Raw genomic sequence first — 23,293 nt, forward strand, 5'->3', positions numbered from 1 at the left:
AGAAGAATGCGTAGTATACTAAAAGTAATGAAAATGAAGGGACTGAAGAAACACATGACTTTGGATAAAACAAAAAAATTAGCAAACGGTAATGAAATGCCACGCCTGGGTTTAGGCGTTTGGCGTGTAGAAGATGGCTCAGAAGCAACAAATTCAGTAAAATGGGCTTTAGAAGCGGGTTATCGCTTGATTGATACGGCAGCCGTTTATAAAAACGAAGTAGGGGTGGGCGAAGGAATTCGTCAATCGGGTATTCCCCGCGAAGAAATTTTCGTGACGACGAAATTATGGAATGAAGATCAAGGCTATGAAAATGCGATTAAAGCGTTTGATAAAAGCTTAGAAAAACTAGGGTTAGACTATGTTGATTTATATTTAATTCACTGGCCTGTTGCAGGTAAATATAAAGAATCATGGAAAGCGTTAGAAGAAATTTACGCAAGTGGTCGCGCCAAAGCAATTGGTGTTTCCAATTTTCATCAACATCATTTGGAAGATTTATTAACAGAAGCAAATGTTGTGCCAATGGTGGATCAAATTGAATTACATCCTACGTTAACACAAGAGCCGCTACGAAAATATTTAGCCGAAAATAAGATTGCCGTGGAGGCTTGGTCTCCTCTCGGACAAGGTAATTTATTGTCTGAGCCAGTACTAGTGAAAATTGGTGAAAAATATGGCAAATCAGCGGCCCAAGTGATTATTCGTTGGCACTTACAAAATGATATTATCGTGATTCCTAAATCTGTTCATGAAAAAAGAATTCAGGAAAATTTTGCTGTCTTTGATTTTGAATTAACACCAGAAGAAATAACCGCAATTAATCAGTTAAATAAGGATCATCGTTTTGGTGCAGATCCAGATAATTTTGATTTTTAAGTATGATAGCAAGTAAAAACGGAGGGGCGAAAGACGTCCCTCCGTTTTTACTATAATTTTTGAACAAAGTAGTTAAAGAGTGCTTGGGATTTGGCATCACGTGCGTACATTAGTTCAGGATGCCATTGAACAGCTAATAAAGGCTGCTGTTCATTTGTTGATTCCACTGCTTCTGCAAGGCCATCAGAGGACCAAGCAGTAACGCGTAAATCTTTTCCTAAAGTATGTAGTGCTTGGTGATGGTACGAGTTGACTTGACCAGTTGTACCATATATGTTTGATAATTGACTGTCTGGTTCAATATCAATACGATGCGTTGCAAAGATTGGTTGAGTGGGTTGTTGTCCATGCTTAACCGACCATTGAGGATACATCGATAAATCTTGATATAATGTGCCACCTAGAGCAACATTGACTAATTGCATTCCACGGCAAACCGCAAAAATAGGTTTGTTTTGTTTTAAGGCTTCTTCAATTAGGGCTAACTCAAACGCGTCACGATGACGATTCGTTTCTTCTAATTTTATATGGGGTTCTTGTCCGTAAAATTCAGGGGCAACATCTTGGCCGCCTGCTAAAAGTAGTTTATCAATTTGTTGAATATACGTAGCGGCTAATTCTTGGGAGCCAATTGGCAAAACCAGAGGAACGCCACCTGCGGCTTGAACAGCGCTGACAAAACCTTGTGGGGTGTAAGTCACTTGATTGCCGTGAAACACTTCAGCTGCCTGCAATAGTTGATTGCCAGCGATTCCAATAATTTTTTTTGTCATAATAACATCACATCCTCAATAAATTCATACGTTCTATTGTAGCACTTTTTTTGAAAAAAGTGTTTGAGAAGAAGTCGAGACAAACTTTTGTCTTGGACAGCTCTCAAACACAAAAATCTCAGTAAGTGAAACTTTTTAACGTTCGCGAATGACTTCGATTTTATAACCATCTGGGTCGACAACAAAGTAATAAGATGGTGCAGTTCCAGGTAAGCCTTTTAAGTCAGTGACAGTTAAGCCAGCCGCTTGATGTTTTTCGTGTAATCCTTCTAAATCATCTGTACTGATGGCGATATGGCCATAACCGTTTCCTAAATCGTATGCTTCATGATCATAATTATAAGTTAGTTCTAGTTCGTAGTCGTCTCCTGGTAAAGTTAAATAAACCAAAGTAAATTTATTTTCTGGAAAATCACGACGGCGACTTTCTTCAAAATTGAAGGCTTTTTGATAGAAATCTAATGATGCCTCTAAATCTTTTACACGCACACATGTATGAGCCATTTTCATAGTTAAAAACTCCCTTTCAAACTTAATTATATTTCCAATGTTAATAGTAGCATAGATAAACGTGAAATGTAGAGAAAAACGCTTGGTTTCTGACTTGTTCTAAAGGAATTTCTCAGGTAAAATAGATGAAAAGAGAAGAGGTGCGCCAATGAAATCGCCAACATTTGGAAAAATAGAAGAGACATTGACCTATCAAACAAGATATGCCGCATACATTATTGTTTCAAAACCAGAAAATAACACAATGGTTCTGGTACAAGCGCCAAATGGAGCTTATTTTTTACCAGGAGGCGAAATTGAAGGCACCGAAACGAAAGAAGAAGCAATCCATCGAGAAGTGCTAGAAGAATTAGGAATTAGTGTAGAAATTGGCCATTATTTAGGGGAAGCCGATGAATATTTTTATTCGAACCATCGACAAACTGCCTATTATAACCCTGGATATTTTTATGTAGCTAATACGTGGCGGCAACTCAGCGAACCCTTAGAAAGGACCAATACTTTACATTGGGTTGCACCAGAAGAAGCAGTCCGTTTATTAAAAAGAGGAAGCCACCGCTGGGCCGTTGAAAAATGGCTAGCGGCATCATAATAAAATAACGAATAACCCTCAATCTATGTTGATTAGATTGAGGGTTATTGTTATTGAAAAGAACGTTTAAATTAAAACCATTTTTTCAATAATTTGAGCGACACCATCTTCGTCATTACTAGTGGTATGCACATCGGCAATTGTTTTAACATTATCTGTCGCATTGCCCATCGCAACACCAATCCCAGCGTAATCAATCATGGATAAGTCATTTTCATTGTCACCAATGGCCATCACTTCGTCTTTATTTAAGCCTAAGTGGTCTGCTAATTTTGCTAGAGCATTACCTTTGCTAGCATTTTTATTCATAATTTCATAGTAAAAAGGCGTACTTTTAACAGTCGTATATTTTTCGGTAAAATGTAATGGTAATTTTGCAATGGCAGAATCTAAAACTTCCGGCTCATCAATCATCATCATTTTAATAATGTTCATTTCTGGTGTCATTTCATCCACCGTACGATATTTCAAAGGCATGTTCACTAAAGATGCTTCGTGAATCGTATATTTACCAATGTTACGATTGGCAGTGTAAATAGCAGAATCATCAATTGTATGCAAGTGAGCGCCGACTTTACGAGAATACATTTCAATTTCTAAAAAATCCTCATAACTCAAGGTATAGCGTGAAATAATCGTATTATCTTTGGTTGCTTGGACAAGTGAACCGTTGTAGGTAATCACGAAATCATTTTCACCGTATAACGCTAATTCATCCAATTGTTCTTTCACGCCTGGCAAAGGACGGCCTGTACATAAAACAATACGAACGCCTTGATCATTTGCTTTTTGGAGCGCTTCTTTGACTCGTGGGGTAATCTTGTGTTGTGAATTTAGTAATGTTCCGTCGATATCAATAGCAACTAACTGAATTGACATAGAATCCTCCTAGAAAACCTATTTTTTTAAAACTAACGCACCATTATGAATGTAGCTTGAAAACTCACGATACGTTTCATCAAATAAATCGTAATGTTTTTTATTTCCTTGGTCAAGCATTTCTTTAGGGAAATAGAAACGTTCATCTCCTTGACTCTGACCAGCAAGTGCTGCAACTAGGGGGCTGACCGTTGCCAATTCCACTAATGAGCCATCTTTTTGCATTAATTCAATTTGTGTACGATGACGGTCTTTATTTGGACGATAAAAATCGTAAGGTAAATCATAGCTTGAATTAATTGCAGTATAATATTTAGGGTTGAAACCAACTTTTTCAATCAATTCCCTTAAATAAGCAATCGTCGCTTCGCTCTCTTTTTCATTCGTAAAGGTGGCTGATTTCAGGGGCTTACGCATAAGGAAACGTTTGGCTAAATCACCTAGAATTGAATCAGGCACATCCATCCATTGTGTAAAGTACGTAGAGAGGACGCCATCATCTAATTTTAAATATTCTTGTAATGTGAAGTCTCCTTTAAAGAATGGCACAAGCAAAGACGCTTGTAAATCATAGTCAAATTCAGGGTTTTCAAATAATTCTTTCGCCCGATGCAATAAATGATCAAGAATCACTTCCATCCCGCGAGAAACAGGGTGGAAATAGACTTGGACATACATTTGATAACGACTAACGATATAGTCTTCCACCGCATGCATTCCATTCATAGCAAAGGCAATGCCTCCTTTGTACGGTCGAATCACACGTAGGATTCTAGTTAAATCGAAAGTTCCATATTCGGTCCCTGTAAAGTAAGCATCACGCAGCAGATAGTCCATGCGATCGGCATCAATTTGACTAGAAATCATTTGAACCACTTGAGGATTTGGGTATTGTTTAGTAATAACGCTGGCGACTTTTTCAGGAAAATCTGCCGAAACACGATTTAAAATTTGATAGACTTCCGTTTCTGGTGAGGTGATGATTTGGACCGTGATTGCTTCATGGTTTGTATCAAAAATATGCTCGAAAGTATGTGAATAAGGACCATGACCGACATCATGTAATAAGGCTGCGCAAAGTGTAATCAGACGCTCGTCGTCATTCCAACCGTTTTCACCTAATCGTTCCACAGAGTAGTTACGTTGGAAAATCTCGCAAATCCGACGTGTAATTTCGTAAACACCCAAAGAATGGGAAAAACGACTATGTTCGGCACCGTGAAACGTAAAAGAAGAAGTGCCTAGTTGCTTAATGCGACGTAATCGTTGCACTTCCGCAGAATTAATAAGGTCTAAAATCACTTGATGTTGAACATGAATATAATTATGGACGGGATCACGAAAAACTTTTTCGATTGGTAATCGTTGCTCTTTATACGGAATCGTCATACGATCTCTCCTTTAATTAAGGCGTTTCGTTGCGCCATTTTTTCAAGCTGGACAGTTAAATTTGTTTGGAACCATTCTGAGGTTATGATTGGTTCGGTTAAGTTTGGATCAATAGATTTTTCAAATTGTTGAGATAACGTCTCAATTAAACGGGTTTTTACGGCGTCTATTGTTAATGGAGTCTCAATCAGGGTTTCTAAATTTGCCATCACTGCTGGATCAACGGGTGGATAGCCATTTTCACCAAATTGTTCTTGTAAACCAGCAAGGTAAAAGTCTCGAACCACTTCTCCACGAGCAAGTTGATTGCCGTTAACGCTAATGTAAATCATGACAGCAATGCCGTCTTTGACGCGTCGTTGGGCAATCCCAGCAAACTTTTGACCGCCAATACTTAAATCATAAGTACCGGGACAATAGGATGTAGTAATTTCAAAGGCGTCAATCTCTTTCTCCGGAAAACTCTGACGGAGCCAAGCCCACATTAATTCATAAGCCGCATCGATACTTAATTTGTGTTCAGAATTATTTGGTAAAATAAGTGAAACATTTAAAATACCCGAATCAGCAATCACCCCTAAACCGCCGGCATTGCGAACGACTACAGAATAATCGTTTTCTTGCAGAGAAGTGATTCCTTCTTTTAGATGTGGTACACGGGTATCTTTCATGCCAAGAATCATTGCTTGATCCAATTGCCAAAAATGAATGATTGGTTGGTGCTGCATTCCTGAAAATGTGGTTAAAACATCGGTCAAGGCAAAAGGTAAAAAATAGTCACTGTTTGTTAAACAACCTGAATCAAGGAGTATAAATGATTCGGTTTGAAGGGGAAAAGTTGTGCTCATAAAAAACGTCCTGTCTATTTATAATTACGTCATTTAATACGTTTATTTTCTTACTCTCTCTTATATTATATACAAAAAACGTAAAAAAGCATGTTATATAAACGAATTCTGAAGGAATTCTCTAAAATAGTAAACGGTTTTCTTATTAAATAGATGAAACAAATGCTTGCAACCCGTGAAAAGAGCTTATACAATAAGAAAAGGTACATAAGCAAGGGAGAATTGACTTTAGTTGACAAACACACTGAAAAAGTCAACAATAAGAAAGTTATATTTTGGAAAAGGAGTGACCATTATGGATTTATCAACAGGCGTTCCTGTATCGATTCAACTAAAAACGATTGTCCAACAAGGCAACGAACAAAAAGATTTTTTCTTTGACTTAGAAGGTCAATTAGTAAAAATGGGTGATACATTATACATTCGTTACAAAGAAGAATTATTAGAGGATACAGAACCAACCCCCGTAACCATTAAAATTGAACCAGACGGGCATGTTCAGTTGATTCGTGCCGGCGAATTGCGGATGCGTTTAAGATTTGGCTATCAGGAAAAATTAGATACAAGTTATCGAACTCCGTATGGCTTGCTACAAATTAGTACGTTTACACATAATTTGCGTGTTAGTTTAAAAGACCAACCGATGTCTGGTAAGATTTTAGTTGATTATGATTTATACTCTCAAACAGAGCGAATCGGAGAATATCATTTAGAATTAGAATTTACTGCATAAATATTGCAGAATAGAATTGATTTTTTTTCAATGTTTTTGTATGATAAGGAGTAGACTGTGAAAGGACGTGTACCTCTTGGAAATTAATGTATTTGAAGGGTTAAACAAAAAAGAATTATCCATGATTGAAGTAGCACACGCTATTTTAGAACAACATGCAGATGTAATGGATTTTTCTGATTTAGTTAACCAAATCCAAAATTATCTTGGCAAGTCTGATAGTGAAATTCGTGACCAATTAGCACAATTTTATACAGATTTAAACATCGACGGTAGCTTTATCTCATTAGGAGACAATCGTTGGGGCTTACGTTCATGGTATCCAATCGATTCAATCGATGAAGAAGTTACACATGGCTTGGAAGAAGACGAAGAAGATGCACCACGTCGTAGAAAACGTAAAAAAGTAAATGCCTTCATCACTAATCCAAACGATGAAGATGTAATTGACTATAACGATGACGATCCAGAAGATGCTGAATTAACAAATGATGATGAAGAAGACATCTTGTACGATGATGAAGAAGATGAAGATGAAGAAATCAAAGCATACAACTCTGACTTACAAGAGATTGGTGCAGATTCAGATGATGATGAAGAAGACATTCCGCAAATTGAAGAAGATTTAACGATCATTGATGACGATGATGTTGAAGATGAAGACGATTTTGATGACGAATATTCTGAAGAGTAAGAACCCAAAAAGCTTGATTCCTAAGAAGGAGTCAAGCTTTTTAGTTGAACACTCAAGTAAAATGAGAAAATAGAAAAAATTATTTTCTTGAATAGAAGTACTTGACCTGATGTCCGTTTGCTTGTATTATACTACTTGGGCACCTTTAAGAAGGTCAGAAGTTTGAACGAACTTACAAGCTCCCTATTCGTAATGGATAGGGAGCTTTTCTATTTTTGTTTCTTTTTTATTTGGAGAAACGTAAGAGTTTCAAAGTTGTTTTACTTCTCTCTACAAAATATTATCAAAGAAAGGGTTTTTAACTATTATGACAAAATACATCTTTGTTACAGGTGGCGTGGTTTCTTCTATCGGAAAAGGGATTGTCGCAGCATCTTTAGGACGATTATTAAAAAATCGTGGATTAAAAGTAACGATTCAAAAATTCGATCCATATATTAATGTGGATCCGGGGACAATGAGTCCTTACCAACATGGAGAGGTTTTTGTCACAGATGATGGTGCCGAAACAGATTTGGACTTAGGTCACTATGAACGTTTTATTGATATTAACTTAAATAAATACTCAAACGTAACTACTGGGAAAATTTATTCAGAAGTCTTACGTAAAGAACGTAAAGGGGAATACTTAGGTGCAACAGTGCAAGTTATTCCACACATTACCAATGAAATCAAAGAAAAAATCATGCGCGCAGCGAAAATGACAGATGCCGATGTGATTATCACAGAAGTAGGTGGGACTGTAGGTGACATCGAATCATTACCTTTCCTAGAAGCATTGCGTCAAATGAAAGCTGATATGGGTAGTGACAACGTAATGTACATCCATACAACCTTGATTCCTTACTTAAAAGCAGCTGGCGAAATGAAAACTAAACCAACGCAACATAGTGTTAAAGAATTAAGAAGTTTAGGGATTCAACCAAATATTTTAGTGGTCCGTACGGAATTACCTGTTTCTCAAAACACTAAAAACAAATTAGCACAATTCTGTGATGTTAATCCGGAAGCGGTAATTGAATCTCGTGATGTTGAAACATTGTACTCCATTCCATTAGCACTTCAAGCACAAAACATGGATCAAATTGTTTGTGATCATTTAAAATTGGATGCACCGGCTGCAGACATGACTGAGTGGCGTGCATTAGAAGAAAAAGTTCTTAACTTGAAAAAGAAAACAAAAATTGCGCTGGTTGGTAAATATGTTGAATTACCAGATGCCTATATTTCTGTTGTAGAAGCATTAAAACATGCTGGGTTTGATTTTGATTCAGATATCGAAATTGATTGGGTTGATTCACAAGAATTAACTGCTGAAAATGTCGCTGAAAGAATTGGTTCAGCAGATGGTATTTTGGTTCCTGGTGGTTTTGGTGATCGCGGAATTGAAGGGAAAATTGAAGCAATTCGTTTTGCTCGTGAAAATGACGTACCATTCCTTGGCATTTGTTTAGGTATGCAAATGGCCTGTGTAGAATTTGGTCGTAACGTTGTGGGCTTAGAAGATGCTGGTTCTGCAGAAACTAATCCTGACGTGACAAATAACATTATTGATTTAATGGCAGATCAAGAAAATATCGAGAATTTAGGTGGCACACTACGTTTAGGTTTATATCCATGTAAATTGAAAAAAGGGACGAAAACTGCGGCAGCTTACGGAAATGAAGATGTTGTCCAAGAACGTCACCGTCATCGTTATGAATTCAACAACAAATACCGTCAACTATTTGAAGAAAATGGCTTAGTTTTCTCTGGGGTTTCACCAGATAATCGTTTAGTTGAGATTGTTGAAATCCCTGAAAAACAATTCTTTGTGGCTTGTCAATTCCACCCAGAATTAATTTCTCGTCCAAATCGTCCACAACGCTTAATCAAAGGGTTTGTTGGTGCAGCTTTGGCAAATAAAGAAAGTAAATAATCAAAAATGGACGAAGCGATTCAGTTCGCTTCGTCCATTTTTGCTCTAAAAAAGTACGGGGCTCATGATGAGCCCCGTGCTTTTTATGCTGCCTTATTTTCATCTGGTTTAGAACTACTTTCAGGTGGTTGTGGTGGTTCTTGTGTACTTGAACTTGATGGTGCAGGTGGTTGTTCCGATGTTGCTGGTTGCTCTGCTGAGGAAGAGCTTGCTGGCTGTTCTGTTGATTGTGGTGCTTCCGATGAAGAAGAAGGGACACTTTCTGAACTAGAACTTGAGGAACTTTCCGCTTCTTTTGTGGAAGAGGACTCCACAGTACTGCTAGATTCTGGCTGTGGTGCTGAAGAGGTAGCACTTGGTAAAACTTGTACATTTGGTACCTCGTAGGCATCTTTCACGTATAGTTCATTTCCTACTCGCACAACACTGTCTGGCTGTACCCAGTCATCGTTTGAAACGTTTTGAGATAAGTAACTCATTATTTCACGATAAACATCCGAAGCAATCCCATAGTATTCTTGATAGATTGGTGTATTTCGATCATTGTATCCAGTCCAAACGGAAACGGCATAGTGCGTTGTATAACCGACAAAGGTACTATCAGGAGCAATTCCTTTTTCTGTTGTGCCCATTCGCGCTAAATCTTCATCAGTATAGTTAGAAGTCCCTGTTTTGGCCGCTTGGATTAAGCCTGGAATGGCGCCGTTAAATCCTGTTCCGCCGTTTAAAACATCTTTTAACATATCCGTCATCATATAGGCGGTAGAGTCTTTCATCGCACGTTTGCCATCAGGTTGATAATCAACGCTAGTTCCATCATTGAAAACGACTTTGTTTACGTAATACGGTTTGTTGTAAATCCCGTTATTGGCGAAAGCCGCATAAGCTGCTGCTAACTTTAATGAGGAGATCCCGTATTTATTGCCATCTACATCGCTTGTGTTACTTGAAATGGCGTTCGAGGCTTCTAAGTTTTTATAGTCAATTCCTAGTCCTTTAATGAACGGCATGATGTTTTCTTTACCAACTTCATCAAATGTCTGGACCGCTGTTGTGTTACGAGAACCCATAATCGCACGGCGCATAGTAATGACGCCTTGATATGTTAAATCAGAGTTGAAGACATCAATGTCGGTACCAGGATATTTCGTTGGCTTATCCACCATTAGGCGACCCGTCGAATAATTTAAATTCTCAATTGCGGGACCATAATCCATGATTGGTTTCACGGTTGAACCAACATCACGTTGGGTGTTAACAGCTAAATTGTTTCCTAATTGCACATCATCAGGAATGTGACGACCACCAATTTGTGCTCGGACCTGTCCAGAGGCAACATCAATAACGGTTGAAGCCACTTGCATTTTATCATCTGGAAACGCAACGTATTGATCACTGTTGACAATATCGTAAAGTTGTTTTTGGGCATTCATATCTAAGTTTGTGTAGATATCTAGTCCGTCTGTGTAAACATTTTTACCAGTTTTTGCTTTCACTTCATTGATTACTTCTTTGACGTAATTATCTACGACTTTTCGATTGTCATCACTGGCTTTTAATGGAACTAAGCCTTCATTAATCGGGGTAGCTTTAGCTTTTTCGTACTCTGCTTTCGAGATTTTTTTATTGTCGTACATTGTGTAGAGTACGACATCCCGACGTTCCTTAGCAGTATCTGGTTTTGTATAGGGATCATATGAGTTTGGCGCTTGCGGCATACCTGCCAGTAGGGCCGTTTGTGGTAAATCAAGTTCAGATAAATGTTTACCATAATAATTTTCAGCCGCTGTTTCCATTCCATAGAAACCATTCGCCATGTAGACTTTGTTAATGTAGTAAGTTAAAATTTCTTCTTTTGATTTTTCACGTTCTAAACGAACTGCCATCCATGCTTCTTGTGCTTTCCGTTTCAAGGTTTGGTCAGATTCTTTTGTAGAGAAGTAAGACAATTTAATTAATTGTTGGGTTAAGGTACTTCCGCCTTGTAATCCACCATTTTTGACATTTGAAAGAGCAGAACCGATAATCCGAATCGGATCCACACCAATGTGTTTATAGAAACGACGGTCTTCGACAGAAACAATGGCATCTTTTAATAATTGAGGCACATCATTTGGTTGAATTAATTCACGTTTTTCTGCGCCCAAATCCTCAAAAATTTCATTATTAATATCGTAAAGCTTCGATGAAACTGTCGCATTCAGTTTGTCATCTTCTAATTTCGGGGCTTGTCGTGCATAGAACCAAAAAAGACCAACGCCTGCTATAAAAGCGACCATCCCAGCGATAAGTAAGCCAAGAAAGATTTTTAAAACAAGCCGTTTTTTCTTTTTCGGCGGTTGTGTCTTTTTCTTGTAAATCGACTTCGATGAGGTGTTGGATGCATGTCTAGCAGCTCGCGAGCCTGAATTTGCGGTTGGCATAAATAGCAACTCCTTTGTTATACTTTCAAAACTTTATGAATCTAGTGTGTCTGAATATATTGTTCCACTGCGTCGAGATAAGGGATTCGCGGTGCGATTCCAAAAGATAACTCAATTCCTTCTTTCTCGATCAGTGCAAGCGGCATAGATTTTTTTCCAGTAACTGCTTGGTTTTTCCAATGCGTTATTAGATTTTCACCACTAAAAAAGAAGCAGCGTTTTAAGCTTGAAAACCATAATAGCACAAAACAAATCCCTTGTTGTGCTATACATTGTTCCATATGATCAATTTGATGTTGATGAAAATTTTTAAAGGGAAAGGACGTGGTATTTTTCGTTTCTTTCGCTTCAAAATCTATGTAACGGCCTTGATATACACCGTTATAATCTGTCGTTGAAGCTTGTCTAAAGTAGGCCTCCTTAATAACAGCCGCACTTCGTTTGGGATAATCTACTTTAACAATTTGAACAGGAGTGGGTTTCTTATGAACGACTGCTTGCTTATTCAATAGATAATATTGATTGCTTTGATTGATCGCTTCTTCGAAATCCATCCCGCGATTACCAAATTCAACGGGGCGTTTCTTTTTTACTTGTTTTTTTGGTGATTGTGCTTCATGATGATTATAAGGTATTCCGTTAGGATAATGGAACGTCACGTTTATCACACTCCTAGCCTGTATTATACCAAAAAAAAGACTTGAAAGAAAAGGGATGACTTATGGAAATGATAAAAACCCTCTATGTCACCGGTTATCGCAGCTTTGAATTGGGGATATTTCAAGGAAAAGACCCGAAAATCTCAGTTATTAAAAATGTCTTAAAAAAAGAGTTAGCCAGTTATATTGAAGCGGGAGTAGAATGGATTTTGATTTCTGGCAATTTAGGTGTTGAACTTTGGACGGCTGAAGTAGTCGGTGAATTAAAAACGGAGTATCCAGAAGTTCAGCTAGGTTTGCTTTATCCATTTAAAGACTTTGGCAATAATTGGAATGAACAAAATCGAGAATTGTTAACGAAAGCGGAAGGTTTGGCTGATTATATCAACTCAGTAAGTCACCAGCCCTATCAATCGCCAGCACAATTAAAAATGCATACGAAATTTCTTTTGGAACATTCTGGAGGTAGTTTACTTATTTATGACAAAGAGTACCCTGGTAAAACGGAGTATTTTTTAAAAGACGCACAACATTTTTCGGAACGAGAACCCTATGATATTCGCTTAATTACAATGGATGATTTACAAAACTCGGTGATTGATTAGAGAATCTGTTTGATTTTCTAGCTATTTTTCGTTACAATAGTATTTGTGGAACTATGAAATTTTCTATCGTAAATAAACAAATGAGGTGTAAACATGGCAAATTTAGTATATAGTCCTAAAGACATTTTACAAAAAGAATTTAAAACGAAAATGATGAACGGGTATGACCCAATTGAAGTAGACGAATTTTTAGACAATGTCATTAAAGACTACGAAGCTTATAATAAAGAATTATTAAGCTTGCAAGAAGAAAACAGCCGCTTAATGGCAAAATTAGACCAATTATCAAAAGCCCAACCAACGCCTCGTGTTGCTCAAGAAGTACCAAAAAGTGCAGCAGTGACCAACTTTGATATTTTAAAACGTTTATCAAACTTAGAGCGTGAAGTTTTTGGTAAAAAGTTAGATGAAACACCTTCAACACCTGTAACGCCTTCTGCACCGTCAATGACTGCAGAACCAGTGAACCATGATGTTGATAATGCACAAACACGTCAATTTTAACAAGACAATTTAAAGTCAAGTTTTCACGAGGAACAGAAAGCATTTGTTAGACTAGCGGATACTTGTTGTAGTGTGTAAATTTTTGCTGTTCGTCTAAACAGATTTGTAATTTTCGGGTGATCGCGGTTTGCTTATGCAAGCTGAGGAAAGTCCATGCTCGCACAAGCTGAGATGCTTGTAGTGTTCGTGCTTAGCGAAATCATAAGCTAAGGTACTCTTTTAGAGTAACGGCAGGAAAAATGACTAAGGTTTCGACTATGTCAAAGTATCCTTGAAAGTGCCACAGTGACGAAGCGATGTGGGAAACTTCATCGGTGGAACGCGGTAAACCCCTCGAGCGAGCAACCCAAACAATGGTAGGGGCGCTCTTCTAAAGGAAATGAACGAGTAGAAGAGGCAGAGTTTACTCTGCAGATAGATGATGACCGTCACCAATTTTTCCTGAAGAATTGGTGATACAGAACATGGCTTATAGAAAATTACAAGTAATTCAGGAAGACCTTCCAACGTAGTTGTGAAGGCTTTTTTTACGAAAAGAATAAAAAAATGTTAAAATAAAGAAACTGAGATAAAAGTAGTAAGCTGTCTGTTCTAAAGAGGCCGGAACAGGACCGTTTAGTTCAGAGAAAGCGGACAATTACAAAAAAAGCGGAGCAGTAGTCGGCAGGACTGTTAGCTTCAGACAATAAAAAAGAGTCAAGAAGGAGTTTTTATGACGAAAGAAAAAACATTCAAACTTGTTGCAACGGCTGCTAGTGGCTTAGAAGCGTTAGTTGGAAAAGAATTGCGTGATTTAGGGATTCCCTGTGAAGTAGAAAATGGCCGGGCCGTCTTTGAAGGGACTGTTGAAACAATTGCCACTGCCAATTTATGGCTACGAACAGCGGATCGGATTAAGATCGTCGTTGGCGAATTTAACGCCTATAGTTTTGATGAATTATTTGAAAAAGTTAAAGCACTTCCTTGGGAAGATTATTTGCCTTTAGATGCAGAATTTCCAGTTGCAGGTAAATCAATTAAGTCAAAATTATATAGTGTTCCTGATTGCCAAGCCATCACCAAAAAAGCCATTGTTAACCGTTTAAGAGAAGTTTACCATCGTCCAGTGACGGTGCCTTTAACCGAAACAGGAGCTTTGTTTAAATTAGAAGTAGCTCTTCTAAAAGATAAAGTGACGTTGACGTTGGACACGACTGGGCCAAGTTTATTTAAACGGGGCTATCGCATTGAAAAAGGGGGCGCACCTCTGAAGGAAAACATGGCAGCTGCTTTAGTGATGTTGACCAATTGGCGCAAAGATCGTCCTTTTTATGATCCAGTTTGTGGTTCTGGAACGATTTGTATTGAAGCAGCATTAATTGGCCATAACATTGCCCCTGGCTTTAATCGTAGTTTTACTTGTGAAACATGGGATTGGGTTGATCCAGCAATTTTTGAAAAAGTACGTAACGAAGCCGAGGCAAAGGCAGACTACGATGTCGAATTAGATATTTGTGGTTCAGATGTTGATGGACGAATGATTGAAGTCGCACGGGCGAATGCTGAGGAAGTTGGCTTAGGTGATTCAATTACCTTTAAACAATTGGCATTAAAAGATTTTACAACCGAGAAGGAATATGGTGTAATGGTAGCTAACCCGCCTTATGGTGAACGTTTAGGAGAAGAGGAAAGTGTTCGTCGTTTGTATAAAGAAATGGGACATGTTTTCCGTCCGTTAACTACTTGGAGCAAGTATATACTGACGAGTGATCTTGCTTTTGAAGAATATTATGGTGCCAAAGCCACTAAAAAACGGAAGCTTTACAACGGAGCCTTACGAACAGATTTATTCCAATACTGGGGAACACGTCCACCAAGAAAACCACGGGAAGACTAAGAAAGCTGGTGTTAAAAAATGAAGGAAACTGTATTTTTACAAGAAGTGAAAGAAATTCAATTACTAAAAAATGCCTTGACATTATTAGACTGGGATTCATCAACTGGGATGCCAGAAAAAAGTAGTCCTTTTCGAGGAGAAGTGGAAGGGTATTTGACAGGATTATATTTTGAACGAAGTATTGGTCCAGTTATTCAAGAAGCATTAGCGTATTTTGAAACGCGTCCTGAAGAATTATCTGAATTAGGGAAACTAGTTTTTGAAAAAGTAAAAGAAGAATATGCTTTGAATAAAAATGTTCCAGCTGAACGTATGCAAGAATATGTTAAAGTATTAAACCAAGCACATACAGATTGGCTAAAAGCACGCGCTGCACAAGATTTCGGCTTGTTAGAAGAAACCTTAACGAAGGTCGTTGCGTTCCAAAAAGAGTTCATTCCTTATTGGCAAAAAGAAGAAAAAACTCCGTATGATGTGTTATTAAATCAATTTGAACCAGGGATGACGGTTGAGAAGCTAGACCAAGTATTCGACCAAGTAAAACAAGGGATTCAAGAAATTCGGACCGTTTTAGCAGAAAAAGGTACGCCGCCTAGAACTGACTTTTTATCTAGAAAAATGACTAAAGAACAACAACGCCGTTTTGTGATTGGTGTGGTTGAGCAATTAGGCTATGATTTTTCAAAAGGCCGATTAGATGATACAGTTCATCCATTTATGACAGCTCTAAATCGAAATGATGCGCGGATTACAACGCGTTGGGAAGAAAATAATTTCTCAATGGCAACATTTGGTGTGATTCATGAAGCCGGTCATGGGATGTACGAACAAAATTTTGATCCTAAATTTGACTTTACGCCACTAAGCGAAGGCGCCTCTATGGGGATTCACGAATCACAATCGCTCTTTAATGAAATTATCATTGGTAGCAGCCAGGCTTTTTGGCAAAAACAATACCCGTTTTTCCAAGAATGCGCAGAAGGTACTTTTGATGATATTTCTTTTGAAGATTTCTATGCTTCTTTAAAAGAAACGAAAGCAAGTTTGATTCGGATTGATTCCGATAGTCTTACCTATCCTTTGCATATCATTATTCGTTATGAAATTGAAAAAATGTTGTTTAATGGTTCTTTGGAAGTCGCTAATTTGCCAAAAGTGTGGAACGAAAAATACCAAGAGTACTTAGGCGTATCACCTGAAAATGATTTAGAAGGTGTCCTTCAAGATGTTCATTGGTCTGGAGGCAGCTTTGGTTATTTCCCATCTTATGCCTTGGGATATATGTACGCTGCACAACTATTTCACGCAATGAAACAAGAATTATCTGTTGATGAAATTTTAGCTTCGGAAGATTATTCTGATATCCGTAAATGGTTAACACAACATATTCATCAGTACGGCGCTTCACGTAAACCAAATCAATTAATTTATGATGCAACGGGGGAAGAATTGAATCCTAGTTATTTAATTGATTATATGAAAGCTATTTATTTTGATGTTTATCAAGTGCAATAAGTGAAACAAGCAAGGGGAAGTGGACAACAACAATGTTATCAATTCGTGAATATTTAGAAGCTGGTGAAACGACAATCTCAAACTTACTATTTGATCATTACCAAAAAATTGGTTTGAAAGATGATGAATTTCTCTTTTTACTGCAACTTTTTCGTTCGCAAAATGCAGGCGATTTATTTCCAGACTTAATGGCGATTGCAGAGACGATGGGCAAAACGCCAGATACGATTTATAAGTTATTAAATCAATTGGTTTCTCGCGGATTTATTCGAATTGAAACACAACAAAACCAAAAAGGTCAAATGATGGATACGTATGATTTACTGCCTGTTTTTCAAAAGATTCAATTATTTTTACAAACGAGCAAAGAAAAACAAGTTGTCGCAAACCACGAAGATGAAATTAAACAGCTTTACCAAGGCTTTGAAAAAGAATTCGGACGTCCACTTTCACCAATTGAATTAGAAATGATTGGTCAGTGGTTGAACACGGACCATTATTCCCCTGAGTTAATCCGGTTAGCGTTGCGAGAAGCCGTTTTAAATCAGGCGTATAGTTTGAAATATATTGATCGTATTTTACTTGCGTGGGAGCGTAAAAATATTACCACCAAAGAACAAGTGGCTGCTGATCAGAAAAAACGAAAAGATTCTATGATTCAAAATGAGATTGAACAACAAGGGCAGACACAAGAAACGTTGCCAAAGGTTACATTACACAATTGGTTAAATCCAGAAGACAGTGAATAAAAAGGAGGTGGGCCATGCTATCAAAAGTGAAAACAATGGAAGCTATTGAAATTATGTATGAGATGTTTCCAAATGCAGAATGTGAATTAAAACATAAGAATCCTTTTGAATTATTAATTGCTGTGATTTTAAGTGCGCAAGCAACCGATGTATCGGTAAATAAAGCGACTCCTGGTTTATTCGCAGCTTTTCCAACACCAGAAGCTTTAGCAGCTGCGTCGGTGGAAGAGATTATTGCTAAAATAAAAACCATTGGCTTATATCGCAACAAAGCAAAAAATATTAAAGCGTGCGCACAACAACTTTTAGAACGCTTCAATGGAGAAGTTCCGCAAACCAGAGATGAACTGGTCAGTTTACCTGGCGTGGGGAGAAAAACAGCCAATGTAGTAATGGGAGATGCTTTCGGCGAACCGGCTTTTGCAGTAGATACGCACGTGGAACGAGTATCTAAGCGCCTTAGAATTTGTAAGCTAAATGCGAATGTTACTGAAGTTGAGCAAACCTTAATGCGTAAAGTTCCGAAAGAGCTCTGGGTGAAAACGCACCATACCATGATTTTTTTCGGGCGTTATCATTGCCTAGCAAGAGCGCCTAAATGTGAAGCCTGTCCGTTACTCTATATGTGTCAAGAAGGCAAAGAACGGATGAAAGGGAAATAACATATTTTTTCCTAAGAAAGCGAGCCACAAGTCCAAGCGTCTTGTGGCTCGCTTTCTTTTTTGATTTTTAAGAAACGCAACAAATGATTGCGGTTTCTTAAAAATTGATTTAGTATAGACAGTGTGGTATATACTAGGGAATTTATTTTTTGAAGAAAGTTAGGCGATGAAATGACAGAAAATGCACCCAAATTTAAGCAAATTTCTGCAGAAATTGAAAAGAAGATTCGAGACGGTCTGTATGTAAGTGCACAAAAATTACCTTCAGAATATGATTTAGCTAAAGAATATAACTGCAGTCGCTTGACCATCCGTAAAGCGATTGATGATTTGATCCGCAAAAATATTTTGGTAAAACGACATGGTAAAGGTAGTTATGTGATGTCGCAAGCGAAAATTCAAAGTGGTCGCGCTGGCTTACAAGGTTTTACTGAGGCAGCCAAAGCTTACGGGAAAAAAAGCCAGACAGAAGTCATTTCCTTTGAAGAAGTAGTACATCCCGCTGAGAAAATTCGGGAGGCGCTCCAAGTGGGCAAAAATGAGGCAATTTATGAACTGATTCGCCGCCGAATGTTAGACGGCGAGCCAATGACAGTTGAAAAAATTTATTTGCCACAGGCATACGTACAAGGCCATACGAAGCAAGACTTCGAGGGCTCTCTTTTCTGCTTAATCGAGAAGAACGTCGAGATTGCTTATTCGCATCAAGAAATTGAAGCAATCTTAGTTGAAGCGGAAATTTCAGAATTATTGAATGTTCCTGTGGGCCAGCCACTTTTACAAGTCCACTCTATCACCTATGCGCTTGATGCAACCCCTATTTTATATGATGTCTCTTTATATCGAGCAGATCGGTACACGTTTAAAAACACACTGACCCGCTATAGCCCGTCTGAAAACAACCAAGTGGAGCTAGGAGGTTCTTGGAACGAATGAAGATAAAAGAAGAAATAGCCGCTCAAAAAGATTTATTTTATGAAGACTTAAACAAAATTATCGCGATTCGAAGTGTGAAAGGGTCGCCTAAAAAAGAGGCACCTTTTGGCGAAGGAGCGAAAAGAGCCTTGGAAGAAACGCTGAAACTTGCAGAGCGTTATGGCTTTCAAACTGAGATTGTCAATGACGCAGTTGGCTATGCGCAATGGGGAACAGCGGAAGAATATCTGGGGATTATTGGTCATTTAGACGTAGTACCAGAAGGTTCTGGCTGGTCAGTGCCGCCATTTCAATTAACGAAAAAAAATCAACGTTTGTATGGTAGAGGAATTCTAGATAATAAAGGTCCTATCTTGGCTTGCCTGTATGGAATGAAATTACTGAAAGAACTTGGTTACCAACCAAAGAAAACCATTCGCTTAATGTTTGGCACGGATGAAGAAAGTGGGAGTGGAGATATCCCCTTATATTTAGAGAAGGAAAACGCACCCGTTTTTGGATTTACTCCAGATTGTAAATATCCAGTAGTTTATGGGGAGCGAGGGATTGTTAATTATGAAATCACAACGACCATCCCAGATGATTCAAGTGAACAAATTAGTCAGATTATGGGTGATCAAGCAAAAGACCATGTGCCTGATCAATTAAGTGTGATAATTGCGGGAAAAACAACAACAATCACGGGAAAACGTGCTCCTTCCAATGCGCCAGAACTAGGCAAGAACGCGATTACTTTATTGGCACAGAAAATTAGCGAGGAACAGTTAGTCAAAGGAAATTTATTACAGTATTTTGACTGGTTAACCGCTAGTTTTCACGAAAAGCACTATGGCGAAGGAGTAGCTCTGGACTTTAAGGACCAGGATAGCGGGCAATTGATTTTAACGCCCTATGCGTTGGAAAAACGAGGACAGCAATTGGTGTTATCATTGGCCGTGCGTTATCCTGTTTCTATTACAGAAAACGAAGTAACCACGCAGCTAATAAAGGCACTATTTCCAGAAAGTGAAGTGACCGTCATCCGCCGCCTCCCTAGTACGCTGTTTCCAAAAGATGAGCGCAATGTTCAAAAATTAACCAAGGTTTATGAACAAATTACTGGCTTAGATGGGACGCCAGTTACAACTACAGGTGCTACGTATGCTCGCTTTATGCCGAATATCGTTGCTTTTGGTCCATCATTTCCTGGTCAAAAAGGCATTGCGCATAACCAAGATGAATATATGGATGAAAAAGATTTACTGCTTAATCTGGAAATCTATATGCAAGCGATGATTGCATTAACAGAAGCGTAAAACCAATAGAAGATACACGTATGAGAAGAAGCCAATGTGTTTCGTAGAGGTCGCATACGTGTATCTTCTATTTTTCTGTTTAAAATTTCATTTTCAGTATATACAAAACAGTATATACTAGTTTATAATAGTGGAGAAATGTAAGCGTTAACGAAAGGGCGGATGGAAAATGACTTGGGGTGCAATTGCGACATGGCGGATGGCACATGATGGGTTACTAAAAGCTACAGAAGAATTACAACAAGGAGGTGCTGCAGGCACGGCCGTGGAACAATTAATTAAAGAAGTAGAAGACTATCCTTTTTATAAGTCAGTGGGCTACGGCGGTTTACCTAATGAGGAAGGGATTTTAGAAATGGATGCTGCCTATATGGATGGAGACACATTTGCAATTGGTGCTGTGGCAGGAATTACAGATGTTAAAAATCCGATTTCAGTGGCTAAAGCATTAAGTAAAGAGAAATTTAATAGTTTTCGTGTTGGCGCAGGTGCAACGAAATATTCAATGTTGCACGGTTTTGAAAGAAAGAATATGTTGACAGAACGCGCTAATCAATGGTGGCAAAAGCGTTTAAAAGAAATTCAGGAAAATCAGTTGGACCCCTATGATGGGCATGATACTGTCGGCGCTATTACGTTAGACCAAACAGGATCAATGGCAGCTGGCACTTCCAGTTCGGGACTCTTTATGAAAAAAGCAGGACGTGTCGGCGATTCACCACTGTCAGGTTCTGGTTTTTATGTTGATAGCGAAATTGGTGGTGCTGCGGCTACAGGATTAGGTGAAGATTTAATGAAAGGCTGTCTTTCTTATGAAATCGTCCGTTTAATGGGGGAGGGGCGCTCGCCACAACAAGCATGTGATCAAGCGGTCTATGCTTTTCACGAAAAATTGACCCAACGTTATGGGAAAGCAGGAGCTTTTTCACTGGTGGCCATGAACAAACAGGGAGACTGGGGCGTAGCTACGAATGTGGAATTTACTTTTACGGTTGGTACTGATATGCAGCAACCAGAAATCTATATTGCAAATCAAGGCAAGAATCATACTACAGAGATTCAGCCAATTTCACAAGAATGGTTAGCAGCCTATGAAAAAAGAATCAAAGCACCAATTGAATAAATGAGGAGAGTGAAGGAACATGAGTAAAAAACAAATTTATCTTTTTTGTGATGCAGGGATGTCTACAAGTATTATGGTGAATAAAATGATGGAAGTGGTTGAAAAACATCAAATGCCTTTAATGATTACTGCTTTTCCTATTGCAAGAGCACAAGAAGTGGTTGAAGCAGAGAAGCCTGTTGCTATTTTACTAGGACCACAAGTCCGTTTTTTATTAGAAAAAACAAAAGAACAATTTGCCCCTCAAGGGATTCCTGTCGCCGCAATTGCTCCAGAAATTTATGGCATGATGGATGGCGAAAAAGCGTTGAAAGAAGCGTTACGGTTAATTAAACAAAATAAAAAATAATAGATAGGAGTGACGACCGTGCAAAAATTTTTGGATTGGTTAGAGCGCGTATTGACCCCATTGGCAAAAGTGATAGGAGAAAATAAGTATTTAGTAGCGATTCGTGATGGCTTCCTTTTATCAACGCCCTTGTTGATTGTTGGTTCGGTCTTCTTATTAATTGCTAATTTTCCTTTGCCGCAATGGGATACTTGGCTGTCTCATTTGCTTGGTAAAGACTGGGCGACAATGATGTCTGTTCCAGCTAGTGCTAGTTTTGATGTAATGACCATTCTGGCCGTTGTCGGTATTGCCTATAGTTTAGGGAAACAATTCAATGTGGATGCAATGCAAGCAGGAATTATCGCATTGGTTTCATTTTTTATTGTAACGCCTTATCAAACATTATTTACACCGGAAAATAGTTCAAAGGTTTATGAAGTTACTAGTTTACCTTTAAAATGGATGGGTTCCAGTGGCTTGTTTTTAGGAATGATTGTCGCATTAATTGCGACTCGTTTATTTGTGGCCATTGTTCGTAAAGGGTGGACAATAAAAATGCCAGAAGGAGTGCCACCAACAGTGGTTAAGTCTTTTGAGGCCCTGATTCCGAGTTTTTTAGTTGTTACTCTCATGTTTTTAGTCAATTGGCTGGCTGCTTTAACTCCTTATGGTAATTTACAAGATGTTATTTTTGAATTTCTACAAACGCCCTTATTGAGTCTTGGTAATACCTTAGGTGCAATGAGCATTGCTTATTTATTTTTACACTTCTTTTGGTTCTTTGGCATTAACGGTGGTAGCGTGGTTGGCGCAGTTTTTAATCCTGTTTTGCGGGCATTGTCTGTTGAAAATTTACAAGCATTTAAAGACGGCCACGAAATTCCCAACATCATCACTGGACAATTTCAAGATATGTTTGCAACATTTGGTGGCGCCGGTTCCACACTCTCATTAATCATTGTGATGGTCTTATTCTGTAAAAGTCAACGAATTAAAAAGCTTTCGCAACTTTCACTAATTCCTGGTGTTTTTGGGATTAACGAACCAATCATTTTTGGGTTGCCAATTGTTTTAAATCCAATCCTTTTAATTCCATTTGTCTTAGTACCTGCAATCAATATTATTATTGCCTATTTTGTTATGGATTGGGGCTTAGTACCATTAACGAATGGGATTCAATTGCCGTGGACGACCCCGCCAATTATCTCAGGATTTTTAGTCAGTGGTTGGCAAGGATCAATTCTGCAAGCTCTCTTATTGGTACTAGGAATGTTCATTTATTATCCTTTTATTCGAGTTATGGATGACCAATATTTACGAGAAGAATGGCAAGCACAAGAAGAAGAGAGTGAAGAAATTGATTTTGATTCCTTTGACTTCGATGATTTATAAAAAAGGAG

General features: G+C 38.3%; 23 protein-coding genes and 1 other RNA gene. 17 read left to right on the top strand and 7 right to left on the bottom strand.

Translation table 11 applies throughout. The annotated features are described in order from the left end of the window. Positions 1-6 precede the first annotated feature (6 nt). Positions 7-879: an aldo/keto reductase gene (locus tag IGL49_RS04435; RefSeq protein WP_002393437.1), complete on the top strand. Its 873-nt coding sequence runs from the start codon at positions 7-9 to the stop codon at positions 877-879. Positions 880-929: 50 nt separating this feature from the next. Here the strand turns inward: IGL49_RS04435 and IGL49_RS04440 are convergent, their stop codons facing one another. Continuing rightward, positions 930-1,652 carry a gamma-glutamyl-gamma-aminobutyrate hydrolase family protein gene (locus tag IGL49_RS04440; protein ID WP_104854320.1) on the bottom strand — a complete coding sequence of 241 codons (723 nt, stop codon included), beginning with the start codon at positions 1,650-1,652 and terminating at the stop codon, positions 930-932. Positions 1,653-1,787: 135 nt separating this feature from the next. Further along, positions 1,788-2,162: a lactoylglutathione lyase gene (gene gloA, locus IGL49_RS04445; protein ID WP_002358003.1), complete on the bottom strand. Its 375-nt coding sequence runs from the start codon at positions 2,160-2,162 to the stop codon at positions 1,788-1,790. A 148-nt stretch (positions 2,163-2,310) separates the two neighbouring features. Between gloA and IGL49_RS04450 the strand changes: the two genes are divergently transcribed. Then, complete coding sequence (locus IGL49_RS04450) at positions 2,311-2,754, top strand: NUDIX hydrolase (protein ID WP_104854321.1); 444 nt, start codon at positions 2,311-2,313, stop codon at positions 2,752-2,754. Positions 2,755-2,820: 66 nt separating this feature from the next. Here IGL49_RS04450 and yidA read toward each other — a convergent pair whose 3' ends face one another. Genes yidA through IGL49_RS04465 form a run of 3 tightly spaced genes read right to left on the bottom strand, consistent with a single transcriptional unit; the run spans position 2,821 to position 5,870 of the window. Further along, on the bottom strand, positions 2,821-3,633 hold the full coding sequence (gene yidA / locus IGL49_RS04455) for a sugar-phosphatase (RefSeq protein WP_104854322.1): 813 nt from the start codon (positions 3,631-3,633) through the stop codon (positions 2,821-2,823). Between the two features lie 18 nt (positions 3,634-3,651). Then, entirely contained in the window at positions 3,652-5,022 is a 1,371-nt protein-coding gene (locus IGL49_RS04460; RefSeq protein ID WP_104854323.1) for a dNTPase, read from the bottom strand. Further along, positions 5,019-5,870, bottom strand: a complete 852-nt coding sequence (locus IGL49_RS04465; RefSeq protein WP_104854324.1) for a lipoate--protein ligase family protein — start codon at positions 5,868-5,870, stop codon at positions 5,019-5,021. Before IGL49_RS04465 ends, IGL49_RS04460 begins: the two co-directional genes overlap by 4 nt. Positions 5,871-6,165: 295 nt before the next feature. On the opposite strand from IGL49_RS04465, the gene IGL49_RS04470 reads away from it, so the two are divergent. From IGL49_RS04470 to IGL49_RS04480, 3 genes are all read left to right on the top strand, one after another. Then, positions 6,166-6,603 (top strand): DUF1934 domain-containing protein, encoded by a 438-nt coding sequence (locus tag IGL49_RS04470; protein ID WP_002382132.1) that lies wholly within the window; start codon positions 6,166-6,168, stop codon positions 6,601-6,603. 76 nt (positions 6,604-6,679) lie between these two features. Next, complete coding sequence (gene rpoE, locus IGL49_RS04475) at positions 6,680-7,297, top strand: DNA-directed RNA polymerase subunit delta (RefSeq protein ID WP_002357996.1); 618 nt, start codon at positions 6,680-6,682, stop codon at positions 7,295-7,297. 307 nt (positions 7,298-7,604) lie between these two features. After that, a complete protein-coding gene (locus IGL49_RS04480) occupies positions 7,605-9,215 on the top strand; it encodes a CTP synthase (protein WP_002357995.1) in 1,611 nt (536 codons plus the stop codon). An 83-nt stretch (positions 9,216-9,298) separates the two neighbouring features. On the opposite strand, the gene IGL49_RS04485 is transcribed toward IGL49_RS04480, so the two are convergent. Continuing rightward, positions 9,299-11,638 carry a PBP1A family penicillin-binding protein gene (locus IGL49_RS04485; RefSeq protein WP_104854325.1) on the bottom strand — a complete coding sequence of 780 codons (2,340 nt, stop codon included), beginning with the start codon at positions 11,636-11,638 and terminating at the stop codon, positions 9,299-9,301. Between the two features lie 41 nt (positions 11,639-11,679). Further along, positions 11,680-12,297: a Holliday junction resolvase RecU gene (gene recU / locus IGL49_RS04490; protein ID WP_002388848.1), complete on the bottom strand. Its 618-nt coding sequence runs from the start codon at positions 12,295-12,297 to the stop codon at positions 11,680-11,682. A 62-nt stretch (positions 12,298-12,359) separates the two neighbouring features. On the opposite strand from recU, the gene IGL49_RS04495 reads away from it, so the two are divergent. The 12 genes from IGL49_RS04495 (at position 12,360) to celB (ending at position 23,285) form a co-directional block, all read left to right on the top strand. Next, positions 12,360-12,902, top strand: coding sequence for a DUF1273 domain-containing protein (locus IGL49_RS04495; protein ID WP_104854326.1), 543 nt, complete (start codon positions 12,360-12,362; stop codon positions 12,900-12,902). Between the two features lie 93 nt (positions 12,903-12,995). Further along, positions 12,996-13,406 (top strand): cell division regulator GpsB, encoded by a 411-nt coding sequence (gene gpsB, locus IGL49_RS04500; protein ID WP_104854327.1) that lies wholly within the window; start codon positions 12,996-12,998, stop codon positions 13,404-13,406. A 108-nt stretch (positions 13,407-13,514) separates the two neighbouring features. Next, positions 13,515-13,883, top strand: an RNA gene (rnpB, locus tag IGL49_RS04505) — RNase P RNA component class B. Positions 13,884-14,118: 235 nt separating this feature from the next. Further along, the gene (locus tag IGL49_RS04510; RefSeq protein ID WP_104854328.1) at positions 14,119-15,282 is read left to right on the top strand and encodes a THUMP domain-containing class I SAM-dependent RNA methyltransferase; all 1,164 of its coding nucleotides are present in this window, start codon (positions 14,119-14,121) and stop codon (positions 15,280-15,282) included. 18 nt (positions 15,283-15,300) lie between these two features. Beyond that, positions 15,301-16,797, top strand: a complete 1,497-nt coding sequence (locus IGL49_RS04515; protein WP_104854329.1) for a carboxypeptidase M32 — start codon at positions 15,301-15,303, stop codon at positions 16,795-16,797. Between the two features lie 32 nt (positions 16,798-16,829). Further along, a complete protein-coding gene (locus IGL49_RS04520; RefSeq protein ID WP_104854330.1) occupies positions 16,830-17,546 on the top strand; it encodes a DnaD domain protein in 717 nt (238 codons plus the stop codon). A gap of 14 nt (positions 17,547-17,560) precedes the next feature. Continuing rightward, a complete protein-coding gene (nth, locus tag IGL49_RS04525; protein WP_104854331.1) occupies positions 17,561-18,208 on the top strand; it encodes an endonuclease III in 648 nt (215 codons plus the stop codon). Between the two features lie 171 nt (positions 18,209-18,379). Continuing rightward, positions 18,380-19,144, top strand: a complete 765-nt coding sequence (locus IGL49_RS04530; protein WP_002357984.1) for a GntR family transcriptional regulator, LSA1692 subfamily — start codon at positions 18,380-18,382, stop codon at positions 19,142-19,144. Then, positions 19,141-20,439 (top strand): Sapep family Mn(2+)-dependent dipeptidase, encoded by a 1,299-nt coding sequence (locus tag IGL49_RS04535; RefSeq protein ID WP_104854332.1) that lies wholly within the window; start codon positions 19,141-19,143, stop codon positions 20,437-20,439. Before IGL49_RS04530 ends, IGL49_RS04535 begins: the two co-directional genes overlap by 4 nt. A 169-nt stretch (positions 20,440-20,608) precedes the next feature. Further along, entirely contained in the window at positions 20,609-21,562 is a 954-nt protein-coding gene (locus tag IGL49_RS04540) for a N(4)-(beta-N-acetylglucosaminyl)-L-asparaginase (protein WP_164982878.1), read from the top strand. A 19-nt stretch (positions 21,563-21,581) separates the two neighbouring features. Continuing rightward, a complete protein-coding gene (locus tag IGL49_RS04545) occupies positions 21,582-21,911 on the top strand; it encodes a PTS sugar transporter subunit IIB (RefSeq protein ID WP_002357981.1) in 330 nt (109 codons plus the stop codon). Between the two features lie 18 nt (positions 21,912-21,929). Further along, the gene (celB, locus tag IGL49_RS04550; RefSeq protein ID WP_104854333.1) at positions 21,930-23,285 is read left to right on the top strand and encodes a PTS cellobiose transporter subunit IIC; all 1,356 of its coding nucleotides are present in this window, start codon (positions 21,930-21,932) and stop codon (positions 23,283-23,285) included. The last annotated feature ends 8 nt before the right edge of the window (positions 23,286-23,293 follow it).

The sequence above is a fragment of the Enterococcus sp. DIV1337a genome (genome assembly GCF_051712285.1).
In the GTDB taxonomy this organism is placed as follows: Bacteria; Bacillota; Bacilli; order Lactobacillales; family Enterococcaceae; genus Enterococcus; species Enterococcus faecalis.